Source organism: Acinetobacter sp. 16 (assembly GCF_033439925.1).
GTDB classification, from domain to species: domain Bacteria; phylum Pseudomonadota; class Gammaproteobacteria; order Pseudomonadales; family Moraxellaceae; genus Acinetobacter; species Acinetobacter junii.
This window is the reverse complement of sequence record NZ_CP137746.1, coordinates 1,762,170-1,775,351: the sequence shown is the minus strand read 5'-3', so window position 1 is coordinate 1,775,351 and position 13,182 is coordinate 1,762,170. Positions and strand designations below refer to the sequence as shown.

Annotated in this window: 11 protein-coding genes and 2 pseudogenes; 10 read left to right on the top strand and 3 right to left on the bottom strand. The window is 37.2% G+C overall.

Annotated features, from left to right (window positions below; translation table 11 throughout):
* Positions 1-199 precede the first annotated feature (199 nt).
* Positions 200-1,345: a porin gene (locus R2H34_RS08710; protein ID WP_282896455.1), complete on the top strand. Its 1,146-nt coding sequence runs from the start codon at positions 200-202 to the stop codon at positions 1,343-1,345.
* Between the two features lie 61 nt (positions 1,346-1,406).
* Here R2H34_RS08710 and R2H34_RS08705 read toward each other — a convergent pair whose 3' ends face one another.
* Both R2H34_RS08705 and R2H34_RS08700 read right to left on the bottom strand, forming a co-directional pair.
* Positions 1,407-2,030, bottom strand: coding sequence for a YidB family protein (locus tag R2H34_RS08705; RefSeq protein ID WP_087539317.1), 624 nt, complete (start codon positions 2,028-2,030; stop codon positions 1,407-1,409).
* A gap of 166 nt (positions 2,031-2,196) precedes the next feature.
* A complete protein-coding gene (locus tag R2H34_RS08700; RefSeq protein WP_087539315.1) occupies positions 2,197-2,658 on the bottom strand; it encodes a DUF6231 family protein in 462 nt (153 codons plus the stop codon).
* Positions 2,659-2,695: 37 nt separating this feature from the next.
* On the opposite strand from R2H34_RS08700, the gene R2H34_RS08695 reads away from it, so the two are divergent.
* Positions 2,696-3,565, top strand: coding sequence for a DUF2797 domain-containing protein (locus tag R2H34_RS08695; protein ID WP_087539314.1), 870 nt, complete (start codon positions 2,696-2,698; stop codon positions 3,563-3,565).
* Positions 3,566-3,607: 42 nt separating this feature from the next.
* Here the strand turns inward: R2H34_RS08695 and lpxB are convergent, their stop codons facing one another.
* Complete coding sequence (gene lpxB, locus R2H34_RS08690; RefSeq protein WP_168153921.1) at positions 3,608-4,783, bottom strand: lipid-A-disaccharide synthase; 1,176 nt, start codon at positions 4,781-4,783, stop codon at positions 3,608-3,610.
* A gap of 244 nt (positions 4,784-5,027) precedes the next feature.
* Here lpxB and R2H34_RS08685 point away from each other — a divergent pair, with 244 nt between their 5' ends.
* The 8 genes and pseudogenes from R2H34_RS08685 to R2H34_RS08650 all read left to right on the top strand — a co-directional run bounded on the left by R2H34_RS08685 (position 5,028) and on the right by R2H34_RS08650 (position 13,175).
* Positions 5,028-5,321 carry a hypothetical protein gene (locus R2H34_RS08685; RefSeq protein WP_087539310.1) on the top strand — a complete coding sequence of 98 codons (294 nt, stop codon included), beginning with the start codon at positions 5,028-5,030 and terminating at the stop codon, positions 5,319-5,321.
* A gap of 3 nt (positions 5,322-5,324) precedes the next feature.
* Positions 5,325-6,881, top strand: coding sequence for a PepSY-associated TM helix domain-containing protein (locus tag R2H34_RS08680; protein WP_087539309.1), 1,557 nt, complete (start codon positions 5,325-5,327; stop codon positions 6,879-6,881).
* A complete protein-coding gene (locus tag R2H34_RS08675) occupies positions 6,878-7,168 on the top strand; it encodes a hypothetical protein (protein WP_005402619.1) in 291 nt (96 codons plus the stop codon). Before R2H34_RS08680 ends, R2H34_RS08675 begins: the two co-directional genes overlap by 4 nt.
* Positions 7,169-7,284: 116 nt before the next feature.
* Positions 7,285-8,172, top strand: a complete 888-nt coding sequence (locus R2H34_RS08670; protein ID WP_039047918.1) for a sulfite exporter TauE/SafE family protein — start codon at positions 7,285-7,287, stop codon at positions 8,170-8,172.
* Between the two features lie 118 nt (positions 8,173-8,290).
* A complete protein-coding gene (locus R2H34_RS08665) occupies positions 8,291-9,382 on the top strand; it encodes a 3-deoxy-7-phosphoheptulonate synthase (protein WP_318342235.1) in 1,092 nt (363 codons plus the stop codon).
* 176 nt (positions 9,383-9,558) lie between these two features.
* Positions 9,559-10,065 carry a hypothetical protein gene (locus R2H34_RS08660; RefSeq protein ID WP_039047935.1) on the top strand — a complete coding sequence of 169 codons (507 nt, stop codon included), beginning with the start codon at positions 9,559-9,561 and terminating at the stop codon, positions 10,063-10,065.
* 76 nt (positions 10,066-10,141) lie between these two features.
* A pseudogene (locus R2H34_RS08655) lies at positions 10,142-11,680 on the top strand (TonB-dependent receptor); the annotation flags it as partial.
* A 32-nt stretch (positions 11,681-11,712) separates the two neighbouring features.
* A pseudogene (locus tag R2H34_RS08650) lies at positions 11,713-13,175 on the top strand (PepSY domain-containing protein).
* Positions 13,176-13,182: the final 7 nt, after the last annotated feature.

The window sequence follows — 13,182 nt, the reverse complement described above, 5'->3', positions numbered from 1 at the left end:
TATAAAAATCAATAATAAATATAATTATTACTAAATATAAATCGTCATCAAACTGTCATCTTTCCTTCACTTCTCTGTCACAAAGTTTACCGATACTGCATACAAGTCAGTGAGCTGTGTAACTTTTTGTACATAAGCAAGCTTATTACAGTAACTAAGGCAACTGCCATTTACAAAAAAGTGTTTTGGAGAAATCTCAATGAAAAAATTGCTTCTTGCTGCTACTGTAGCAACTTTAGCCATGAATGCAGCGCAAGCAGCACCAACATTGTATGGTAAGCTCAACGTAACTTTAGACAATATTGACAACAACGGTTTTAAAGACGAAAGCGTAATTAAAGTGAACTCTAACGCTTCACGTATTGGCGTGAAAGGCGAAGAAAAATTAACAGATAACCTTTCAGCAGTTTACTTAGCGGAATGGCAAGTTAATACTGATGGCGACGGTACAGATACGGGTAGTGGTACAGATTTAACTCAGCGTAACCGTTTTGTCGGTATTAAATCTAACGGCGTTGCAACTTTAAAAGTAGGTCGTTTTGACTCTTACTTTAAAACTGCTGCGGGCAACAACCAAGATATTTTTAACGATTACAACGAATTGGATATGACTGCTATCTTGGCAGGTGAAGATCGTCTAGGTAATGTTATTGGTTTTGAGACTGATAAAAAATTACTTGCTGGTTTAGCATTTAATATTATGTTCCAACAAGGCGAACAATCGTCAACGAATGACAATACCTTGAAAGGACAAAAAGGCAGTCGTGATGGTTTCGGCGATGGTATCTCAACATCACTAACTTATGAAAATAAAGATTTGGGTTTAGCTGCTGCGGTTGCTGGTAACTTTGCTGTTCCAATGAGCTATAAAGCCTATGGTAGTGCATTAAATGGCACTTATTCAGATGCTGTTCGTGTAACAGGTTCATTAGACTTAACTCCAGCTGGTGTTGATGGTTTAGTATTCGGTGCTTTATGGCAAACTGCAAAACCATCTGATGATACTGTTGCAGTGGTTACTGGTTCTGGTACAACGGCAACCACGAAATCTTATAAAGGTTTGCAAGAAAATGCTTATGGTGTGACTGCTGCATACGCCATTCCATCTACACCAATCAAGTTAAAAGCACAATATATTTCTGCTAAAAGTGAAACAGATGCAGCTATTATCGCGGGGAAAAAGGAACTTAAACAAGACCTTTACGGTGTAGGTGCTGACTATCAAATCAATAAACAAGCGAAATTCTTCGGTATTGTTGCTCAGCAAAAACGTGACTGGACAACTAGCTCTCAACCTGAAACAAAGAAAACTACTATAGGTTTAGGTATGGAATATAACTTCTAATTTGAAGTTCAGTTCTAAATAAAGAAACAAAAGGGCGATATGCCCTTTTGTTTTATCCATTTTATTTCTTTAAGAAACCACTGAGCAAGTTTAAAACTTGTTGAATATCATTGTTGGCTTCCTGTGGATTAGTGTTTCCACCTTGTGGAGTTAAGGAATCAATCACTTGGGGCAAGACTGAAGCAATTGCGCCATAAATTGCTGACTTTGGTGTTTGGGTTTGCTGGGCAACCTGCTCCACATCCTGGTCATCGAATAGGCTTTGAATATTTTGTGCTGGAATATCCTGTGCATTTTGCTGGTGTGGATCGACCCAGCTTTGCACCTGATTGGCTAAACCTGCATTTTTCAGCTTATCCAATGCCCCCTGCAAACCGCCCTGTTTTTGAATCCATGCAAGAATTAAAGGCAAAACGGCGATTAATAAGGTTTGTGCCGTGTTGCCACCTGCTGTCGCATTAGTTTGTGTTGAAGTATTGCCACCACCTAATTGGCCTAGCACAGAACCAAGAATTCCACCTAGACCACCTTGTTGCTGGTTCTGGTTATTTTGTTGCTGTTGTCCACCAAGTTGTCCCAATACCGAACCTAAAATTCCGCCTAAACCACCACCCTGACCTGATTGCTGCTGACTGCCTAAAGCCTGTTTTGCTAAAATTTCAACAATGTTGGTTAAATCTGTCATAACTTATATGTTCCTTTTGGAATTATTTATCCAAAAAGAATACGCTGCTTTGAATACACAAAACAAAATTGAATTGTTAAATTTTGCAAGAGCTTGCGATAAATCTCTATTCAATCTTGCCTGTTGAATGGTTGAAGTTCCACAGAAATTAAATCATTGCTGAGATTTACCAGCGGAATTTATTCCAGTTTTCAGGATTGGCCCAGAACTTGGAGTTAAACCAGTCTGGTACATGCTTATAGGTCAAAATATTAAACTGCCATAAAGCAAAATTACTGTCATGAGTCGTTTTATCAATCAATTGGGTAAAACCCAGCGAACGCAGTAACTTTTCATCAGTTAATTTACTCACGACAACGATACGTTTTGCCATCAAATCTCGAAGCTTGACTAATAGTTGAGATTTTTGAGAATCACTGATAGTTTGCATTTCTTCTGTATCAAATAATACAAAACCTAAATCATATCGCTGTGTAAAAGGCAGATTTAAAAAGTCAGTTACGTTAAAATAATTCCATTGAATAGAAGCATTTTGGTCAATTTTCTGACCTATACAAAGTGCAGTATGAATCGGCTGTTCTTTAGATAAATCGTCTAGCATAGAAGTGATGACATTTTGTTCAGCCATACTGCAACCCTTGATTGAGAAAGATGAGAGTTTATTAATGGAACTACAGGGCATTTGCCATAAAATGCATGCAGCACTCAAAACGCATAGTGTAACTGATCAATCAACACGCAAGGCAAATGTTGAATATAAATTTATCCTAGATCGTTCAGAAACTGATCTACCGTTTGTGTTGGGTCAAGAGTTAGAGATTGAATGGACTGGAAATATTTTTTGTACATCTTGTGGTGCAAAAACACCTAAATCATATTCGCAAGGACATTGCTTTAAATGCTTTAAAACAAAAGCTGAATGTGACTTGTGTATTATGAAACCTGAAACCTGTCATTATCATTTAGGTACATGCCGTGAAAATGATTTTGCACACAATGTCTGCTTCCAACCACATATTATTTATTTAGCGAACTCTAGTGCCTTAAAAATCGGAATCACCCGTATCGTGAATATGCCAACACGTTGGTTAGATCAAGGTGCGACACAAGCTCTCCCAATCATGAAAGTGGGTTCACGCCGTTTATCAGGACATTTAGAAACATTATTTGGCACTCAAATCGCTGATAAAACTGATTGGCGTAAATTGCTTAAAGGCGAAGCTGAGCCACTAAATTTAATTGAACAGCGCGATCAGATTATTGAAGAATTTGCACCTAAGATTCAAAGTATTCGTGATGAGTTCAGTCAAAATCTAGAGTTTAATGAAAATCTAGAATTACTAGAAAACGAAATACCACATGAGTTTATATACCCTGTGGAACAATATCCTGAAAAAATAAAATCACTAAATTTGGATAAGACTCCCAAAATACGTGGTGTATTACAAGGGATTAAAGGTCAATACCTGATACTAGATATTGGAGTGATCAATATTCGAAAATATACAGGCTATGAACTAATTCTTAGAGCTTGAATGACTTGAATAAAGGTGGCTACGTTGCCACCTTTTTATTTATCAAGAGCTCAAACAGTTCAATATCGCTTGGACTGGATCATCAGTATTCCCTGAGATGAGCTGCTTATGCATACTAAGATGTTGCATCATTTGAATATGTGCAGTTTCGTGATCCATCAATTTCTCAATTGCAGTTGCTAAATGCTGTGGCGTTGCATCTGCTTGTATTAATTCTTCAATTACCTTTTTGCCAGCAATAATATTGGGCAAAGAATAATATGGTATTTTGACTAAAAATTTCGCAATTAGATAGGTTAACCAGTTTAATTTATAGAATGTCACCATCGGACGGTGCAATAACATCGCTTCAAGTGTCGCTGTGCCAGATGCTAAAGCAACTATGTCACTCGCATTCATCACCATACGTCCAATTTTTGATTCAGCATCTGAATTTTCTAAAACATGAATTTTAGCCTTTAAACTAGTCCCTACATTCTGTAAACCCTGCTCTATCTGTTGCTTACGAGCATCATTGATTGCAGGTATCAGAAACTCAAGCTCTGGATATTTTCGATGTAAAATCTCGGCAGCATCCGTCAATAATGGCAATAATCGTTCGATTTCACCGCGACGACTGCCAGGAAGTAATGCAATATGAGTTTTATTTGCTGCTAAACCTAATTGATGTTTCGCTTCAATAATCGGATTCTTGAGAGGTAATTGTTTTGCTAAAGGGTGTCCTACAAATGCTGCTGGCACCTCATAATTTTCATAGAATGTTTTTTCAAATGGAAACAAACAAAGGACTAAATCTATACTTCGTTTAATGCCATGAACTCGTCCTTGACGCCAAGCCCAAACTGAAGGACTCACATATTGAACTGTTTTGATTGGTAAATTGTTTTCTTTAATCGTTTTAGATAGACGTAGATTGAAATCTGGCGCATCTATTCCTATAAAAATATCTACGGGACGTTCAGTCCATCTTTCAACTAGACCATCACGTACAGCAAATAATTTTTTTAGGTCTTTTAAGACTTCCACAATTCCCATCACAGATAGTATTTCCATAGGATAATAACTATGAAAACCTTCAGCGATCATTTGCGGGCCACCAATACCCTCAAATTCAACATCTATGCCTTGTTCGCGAAAACTACGCATGAGTTTAACTCCTAGCGTATCACCAGAAACTTCACCCACGACGATCCCAATTTTTAGTTTTTGCTTTAACAAGACAACTGCCCCATTCAAATGTTTGAAATATTTTAACAAAATGATTTTACATTGAATCGCATCAAAGATGACAATTTGTTCTTGATTAGTGAATATTATGAATCATCTGTATTAGCATTAATTATTTATATATCCATTTATATTTACGATCAAAGTCAAATTGAATAGAATTGATTAGCACATTAATATAAACAAGAATCATTTTCATATGTAATTTATTCTATTTAATATCGTTGTGAACTTCATGCCTAAGACTTCTTTAAATACATATAGCGATAAATTAAATGTTTTATTTCGCTTCTTTTTAACATTTGTGATCGGGTATGTATGTACAGCATTTTTATGTATGAATCTTACTCAAGTTTTTCAGGCCTTTTTAGCTAATGCTGAAGCGATTTATCTAGCCGCATTCATTTCCATATTTTTTTATCTCAGTTTTATCATTGTTGGATTTTGTTTTTCTTCTTTATCTAAGCTCGCCCTAACAAGTTTCGCACTCACCATATTTCTATTTGGCTTATCAGCAGGTTTGAATTAAAAAATGCAGAATAAAAGTGTTCGCCAGTCAATGGCTTGGCTTCATACTTGGACGGGCTTAATTTTCGGATGGCTGCTATTTGCTATTTTTTTGATGGGTACAAGCTCCTACTATCGGCATCAAATCACTTTATGGATGCAGCCACAACTTGCGCAATATCAAATCAATCAGGATACGGCAATCCTAACTGCAACTCATTACCTATCCCAAAATGCTAGTGATGCTAAAACGTGGTATTTAAAAGTTGCTAATTCTGAAGAACCTGTAAACAAAATTTATTGGGAAAAAGCTAGTGGTGGTTACGAAAGTAAAAGCTTAGACGCTAATACTGGCAAAGAACTTCAATTATCTCATACTCAAGGCGGCGACTTTTTTTACAATTTTCATTTTCAGTTATACGGCATGCCTGTGTTTATTGGCAGGCTCATCGCAAGCCTTGCAGCATTCATCATGTTAATTGCACTGGTATCTGGCATTATTACCCACAAAAAGATATTTACCGACTTCTTTACACTCAGAACATTTAAATCACAACGGTCTTGGCTTGATTTTCATAATGTGACATCAGTTTTAGCTCTTCCTTTTTTTCTGACGATAACGTTTACAGGCTTAGCCATTTTCTTTTATTTATATCTCCCTTGGGGAATGAAAAAACTCTATCCAGAAAATCCTTATCAATATTTCACTGAAATACGAACCGTAGCTACGAATTCAAATACGATAACATCCCCTCAAATAAGCAACATGATATCGACAGAGGATCTTTTGACTCGAATCAAACAACAATGGGGAGATCGATCACTTGCTACTTTTGAGGTTAAAAATCCAAATACGGATCAAGCCGTAATAACGATCAAACAACTTGAAGATCGTTCAATCACGCTGAATCAACCGCAAATCGTATTTGATGGAACTGGGAAGATATTAAGTAATACAAGAAATAATAGTGCTATAGCTACTTTAAATGCTGGAGTTTATGGACTTCACATGGCAACTTTTGCCCAACCTTTTTTAAGATTTGCCTTTTTTTGCTCAGGAGTTCTTGGCTGTCTGATGATTGCGTCAGGGCTATTGCTGTGGAGTCTTAAACGACAAATTCAGTATAAGTCCCCAAAATTCCATTTTGGTTACTACCTTGTTGATCGCTTAAATATTGCAAGTTTTATTGGTCTTCCGATTGCTATGTTGAGCTATTTTTTAGTGAATCGGTTGATTTCAAGTCGTAGCGCTGATCTTAATTATGAAATTTATACATTTTTTAGCGTTTGGATGCTTAGTTTTGTATTGGCTTTATTCACACCTAAGCAATATTTATGGAAATCTCAGATTGTGATCTTTGCTCTGCTCGCTTTCAGTTTGCCCTTATATAACCTGTTCTATTTGCTTAATCATGACCTTATAGCAAACTTGGAAAGTTACTGGTTATTTCTACGTGTTGATCTATTCTTTGTTGCCTGTGCTTGTTTTGCAGCATTCATTTATAAAAACATTCAGCCAATACAAATCAAGTCAACTCAGAAAATTAAAAGCAAACTGATTAAAAATGGAGTGAATGTGTGATTTTCTTTAGTTTATTACTGACTTTAATCGGTATGTTCATCTTGTATCGTTGTAGTTCTAAACAACAGTCTAAAGTTCATTTGAAATATCAAAAAATAATGACGACCTATCAAGTGCAATTTCGAATCTTGGCTTTTCTTTTATTCCTAATTTCAGGAAGTTTATTATGTTGGATTGAGGGAATATCGATCGGATTCGTCAGTTGGTGGATATTTGCAACACCCATCACCTTCCTATTGGTTTTAAAAATCAATCATGTCTTAACTCCTAGAGTCAAACACAAATGACGTTAAAAAATCTTCCTTTAGCTTTTTTTTGCATAAGTAAATCATTATTCATCACAACGAGTTATCTCAAAAAAGCATAAGATATGCCTGTTTTTGCATAATTAGGCATATTGGTAATGTTTGGTCCTATTGAATTTATCATGGCTGGGGTTTTGGTTGGCTTCTGTGTAGGTATCACAGGTGTTGGCGGTGGTTCTTTGATGACTCCTATTCTTATTAGCCTTTTCAAAATTGAACCACATATCGCAATTGGTACTGATTTGCTTTATGCATCAATCTCTAAATTCTGTGGCTCAGTTGTTCATGCAAAGAAACTCAATATCGTTTGGCCAATCGTTATTTGGCTAGCAATCGGTAGTATTCCTGCGTCATTCGCAACCTCATGGGTTTTAGAACATTATTTAAGTCAATCAACGCACTACAAAGCTGTATTAACGATGGTACTTGGTTTTATGCTGACTTTGACAGGTATCTCGATTGTGTTTCGTGCGCAAATTGAAAAGTTCTTTGACCGTTTCCGTAATCGTGAACAAGCAAATATGGAAAGCGAGCAACATGCTTTACAACATAAACGCCATTATATCGTCATCATGGGGATCATCTTAGGTGTGTTCGTTACACTATCATCTGTAGGTGCTGGTGCTTTTGGCATCATGGCTTTAGTAATTATGTTCCCAAATCTACCTATGATTCGTATTATTGGTTCTGATGTTGTACACGCAGTATTATTGACAGCAGTTGCTGGCCTAAGCCATATGTCTTCAGGCAACGTCGATTTTACATTATTGATGTGGTTATTGGTTGGGTCTATTCCAGCAATTATTGCAGGCACATTGATCAGCTCGCATATGCCAGAACGTGTGATTCGTAAAATTCTAGGTATCACATTATTTGCGCTAGGGATTAATTTTATGGTTAACCCGATCAAAGCGAAACCAAAGCCAGTAGAAACTCATCAAGCTGTCGTGATTCAGCAAACAACAACTTCTACAAGCGCAGTTTAAGTAGCAAAATGCCGATTGTTTCTACATAAAATATGATTATAACTAGTTAATCAGTCGGCTTTTCGTGCTATATTCGTAGACAAAATAACCTCTTCTTTTGATTAAATTTGTGACAGCAATGAATACTCTACAGTCAAATCCAGTTTCTCAGCCAGATATCGACGACGTTAACATTAAAAGCATTCAAACTTTAATTACCCCTGCGGAACTGAAAGCTGATCTTCCTTTATCTGAGGCTGCGTCGCAAACTGTATTACAAGGACGTGCAACTGTACGTAATATTTTAGATGGTAAAGACAAGCGCTTGTTTGTCGTTATTGGCCCTTGTTCGATCCACGATCCTAAAGCTGCAAATGAGTATGCTGATCGCTTGAAAGAGCTGAGCGAAAAAGTAAAAGATACGCTTTATTTAGTTATGCGTGTTTATTTTGAAAAACCACGTACAACAGTAGGTTGGAAAGGTTTAATTAATGACCCAGATATGAATGACTCTTTCAATATTGAAAAAGGGTTACATATTGGTCGTGGTCTTTTACTAGAATTAAATGAAAAAGGTTTGCCTTGTGCAACTGAAGCACTTGATCCTAACTCACCTCAGTACTACCAAGATTTAATTTCTTGGTCAGCGATTGGTGCTCGTACAACAGAAAGTCAAACACACCGTGAAATGTCTTCTGGATTATCTTCACCTGTTGGCTTTAAAAATGGTACAGATGGCGGTTTAACAGTTGCAACGAATGCAATGCAATCAGTAAAACACGGTCATAGCTTCTTAGGCTTAAATGAAAACGGTCAAGTTGCAATTATTAATACTAAGGGCAATCCTTACGCACACGTAGTTTTACGTGGTGGTAACGGTAAGCCAAATTATGATGCAACTTCTGTTGCTGAAGCTGAAGCTGCTTTAGCAAAAGCTAAAGTAAGCAATAAAATCATGATCGATACCAGTCATGCTAACTCAAACAAAGATCCATACTTACAACCTTTAGTTCTTAAAAACATCACAGAGCAAATTCTTGATGGTAATAAGTCAATCGTAGGCATCATGGTTGAAAGTCATTTGAAAGGTGGTCGTCAAGATATTCCTGAAAACTTATGTGATCTTGTTTATGGTCAATCAGTAACTGATGGCTGCATCGACTGGGAAACAACAGAAAAAGTACTATTAGAGATGCATGAAGCGTTAAAAGACGTTTTACCAAATCGTTAATAAATAGTTGATATAAAAAACAGACTCTTATGAGTCTGTTTTTTTTACGTAAAAAGCTCGATAAATCCCAAATAAGGTGATCTTGAATACTGATTCATCTGTTTAAGATATGTTTTGTAGTGCAAAGTTTTTTTAAATATACTGCTGCCACATTTCCACTGTGTCGTATCATTGATATGAAGTCCAGTTTCCGTCAACATTTGCTAAAGTGGCGTGCCTGTCTTGGCGCGATAACTTTGCTTTGTTTACTCTGGCATATTTTCTTACCCACGATGGTTCATAGTGGCGTTGTACCTGCACTGTATGCAATGCCGAGTCACTGCCAAGTTACAAATATTCAAAATAGCTTAATAGATTCAGATAGCCATTCAAGTCATCACCATCATGCTATGCACGATAAAACGCAGCATGAACAGCATCTTCAACAGCAAAAACATAATCTACTTAGTGATCATGCTAAAGAAGTTTTTGCGCTTGCAAGCAAGATCATGAAGCATTGTCCTTTATGTACTTATGGTGTTGACGCTGCTGCAATTGTTCCTTTTATTGCAATTATTTTTGTATTTTTATTGGCATGGTTTACTCGTGTACGATGCCTATGCTATGCGTGGACAGAAAATCTGCATATACCACGTATCTATTATATTTTCCCGATAAAACAAGCACCTCCACTCGCCCTATAAAACGCAATTCCGTAAATATCGTATCCAGTGAGAACTGCGGTACCGCCTTGTTTATTGCTTTTTTATAGAGTTTGATATGAATACTCAATTTCGTTTGTCAGTATTAGCTGCTGCGTGCATTTCTGCTACTTATAGTTCAATTGCTTTAGCTGAAACTTCATCAAAAGATGAAACACAAACTTTAGCGACCATTGTTGTCACTGCAAGCCGTGAGGGAGAATCGATTAGCAATACTCCTGCTGCAATTAGCAAAATCAGCAAGCAAGATATAGAAGATAAACATGCCACATTTATTGGTCAGTTAGTGAATCAAACACCAGGTGTTTTGATGAATGACTTGGGTAATGAACAGCACATGATGTCTATACGCCAACCAATCACGACTGCGGCTGTTTATCAGTATTTAGAAGATGGTATATCTGTACGTCCTGTAGGTGTGTTTAATCATAATGCATTATATGAAGTTAATATGGCCGGGATTGGTAGTATTGAAATTCTGCGTGGTCCAGCGAGTAGTTTATATGGAAGTAATGCAATTGGCGGCACGATTAACTTTCTTACAAAAGCTCCTAGTTTAAATCCAACAGTTGAGTTAGGTCTAAGTGCTAGTTCTGAAGGTTATCGCCGTCTAGACCTAGGTGCATCCAATACCTTTGATACTGAATTTGGGGAGCATGGTCTAAGAATATCGGGCTATGCCAGTGAGCGTGGTGATAGTTGGCAAGATCATGCCGAAAGTAATAAGCAAAGTATAACTTTAAGACATGATTGGCGCATATCTGATGCCACCCAAATTAAAAACATCGTCAGCTATAATCATCTCAAAGCAGATATGACAGGTAGTTTAAATGCTGATGATTTCAATAAACGACCTGGTTACAGTTATCAAACCTTTACTTATCGTGAAGTTGATGCGACAAGACTTTCATCTCAATTGAGCCACAGTTGGAATGATCAAAATCAAAGTCAAGCGACACTGTATTATCGTGATAACACCACTGAACAGAATCCAAGTTATAACATCCGTACTGATGTTAAGAATGGCAAACCTACTGGAACATATACAGGCCAAACTACATATAACGCCTTTCAGTCTTATGGTTTAAATTTACAACATTCCATTAATTTTCACCCTGTGAAATTAATTGTTGGTGCGATGTCAGAACATTCGCCGAACCAAGCAAAAACCAATGATATTGAGGTGTTTCGCGATCCTCAAACACGTGTTTATACAGGGTTTAAACAACGCCAATTACTGCGTGATTTTAATGTGGATGTGAATAACCAAGCGATTTACACACAAGCAAATTGGCAAGCATTACCAAACTTAAATTTAGTCGGTGGCGCTCGCTATGACTGGATCAGTTATGACTTTGACAATAAGCTTATTCCTTCTAAAGTGACAGGTGCTCCAGATGAAAAACGTAATTTCCATAAAGCCAGTCCACAACTCGGTTTTGTTTGGAATATTACGCCTGAATTAGATCTTTACAGCAATTGGTCACAAGGCTTTGTTCCGCCTGAAGTGAGTAGCCTTTATGGAGCAAATTTAGTCACACCTGACCTGAAAGAAGCAACCTTTGATAACATTGATCTAGGTTTGCGTTTCAAGTTATAGGTTTACGTTATCATTTTGGGAAATAAGTCATGAATGCCAACCAATTGAAAAAGCTACTAAAGTTTCATCGTGGCTTTGGAATGGTACTTGGCATCCTCGTTTTGATGTGGTCTTTAACTGGTGTGTTGCATCCAATTATGAGTGCAACCCAACCACAACCAGCAAAACGTATGCCTCCATCCCAACAGCTTGATTTGAGGGATGGATTGTCCGTTCCTCAAATGTTAGAAATGCAGAAAATTACCGAATTTTCTGCAATACAAGTGATTGAACTTAATAAAGATCTTATCGCTTATCGAGTTTTAAAACCTAATCAAAATATTGCTGAATATTTTGATCTTCATACTGGGCAACTTATTGAAGATGCCGAATTAAAAGATGCAAAACGTCTTGCAGTTTGGTACACCAGCTTAAGCCAACAACAGATTATTTCTGCTGAACTAGTGACTCAATTTAGCGATGATTATCCAAGCGTCAATCGTTTATTACCTTTTGGCGTGTAGATTTTGATACTGGTTTAAGAGCTTATGTCGATCCAGCACAATCTCGATTAGCAACGATTTCCAATGATCAGAAAATGTGGATGGCACGGATCTTCCGCTTAGGACATACATGGACTTGGGGAGATCAACCGTGGACAGGACAAAATCTCTTGATGCAAATTGCTTTAATTGGCATTCTTGCTTTGACCTTGATGGGAATCGGGTTGTTCTTCAAAATTCACAATCGTAAAAATCACCGTTTAGGTAAAAAACCAATTCGATTTTTTCATCGTTATCTGGCCATCAGTTCAAGTGTTTTTATCTTGTTATGGGTGTTTAGTGGTTTTTATCATGTTTGGCATAAAAAATCTGAACTTGTGAATATTCAGCCCATCTTCCATACGCAAGATTTAAATCCTGAAGCATGGCAATTGGCAGTTCAACACCCGATTCAGCGACTCAATTTAGTACCGATCGCTTTTGATCAGAATCAAGCTCATGCAGGCTGGATGATTCAATTGACTAGAAAACCACAGTTACAAGGGAGCATGACCGCAGCGAAAGAACATGATCACCATCATCATGCAAAAGATGCTGCACCAGCGATTGAGTTAATCGATGCACGACATGCTAGAAAATTGAATCCTCTTGAGCAGAGCAAATATTTGGCAGCGTTTTATTTAAACTTACCCTTAAAGAATTTTACTCAAAGTTCGTGGGTAACTCGTTTTGGCGGTGAATATGGTTTTATCAATAAACGTTTACCTGTGATCAAAGTTGACACTAATTTAAATGATCAGCTTAGACTTTATATGGAACCAAGTAGTGGTGTCATTGCAGCGCAAGTAAATCAGCAAGATGCTATAGAGGGCTTTAGTTTTGCATATTTGCATAAGTGGACATGGTTACCGATCGATAAAACGCTTAGAGACATTCTGTTGGCAACAATTGCGGGACTGATTACAGTATTGGTAATCTTAGGAAGTGTATTGGCAATTCGAAAACGTTAAAGCGGAA

What these genes read in the sequence shown, in the direction of transcription:
- R2H34_RS08710 (WP_282896455.1), top strand. Translation starts at nt 200, where the DNA reads ATGAAAAAATTGCTTCTTGCTGCTACTGTAGCAACTTTAGCCATGAAT.
- R2H34_RS08685 (WP_087539310.1), top strand. Translation starts at nt 5,028, where the DNA reads ATGCCTAAGACTTCTTTAAATACATATAGCGATAAATTAAATGTTTTA.
- R2H34_RS08670 (WP_039047918.1), top strand. Translation starts at nt 7,285, where the DNA reads ATGTTTGGTCCTATTGAATTTATCATGGCTGGGGTTTTGGTTGGCTTC.
- R2H34_RS08665 (WP_318342235.1), top strand. Translation starts at nt 8,291, where the DNA reads ATGAATACTCTACAGTCAAATCCAGTTTCTCAGCCAGATATCGACGAC.
- R2H34_RS08660 (WP_039047935.1), top strand. Translation starts at nt 9,559, where the DNA reads ATGAAGTCCAGTTTCCGTCAACATTTGCTAAAGTGGCGTGCCTGTCTT.
- R2H34_RS08695 (WP_087539314.1), top strand. Translation starts at nt 2,696, where the DNA reads ATGGAACTACAGGGCATTTGCCATAAAATGCATGCAGCACTCAAAACG.
- R2H34_RS08680 (WP_087539309.1), top strand. Translation starts at nt 5,325, where the DNA reads ATGCAGAATAAAAGTGTTCGCCAGTCAATGGCTTGGCTTCATACTTGG.
- R2H34_RS08700 (WP_087539315.1), bottom strand. Translation starts at nt 2,658, where the DNA reads ATGGCTGAACAAAATGTCATCACTTCTATGCTAGACGATTTATCTAAA.
- R2H34_RS08705 (WP_087539317.1), bottom strand. Translation starts at nt 2,030, where the DNA reads ATGACAGATTTAACCAACATTGTTGAAATTTTAGCAAAACAGGCTTTA.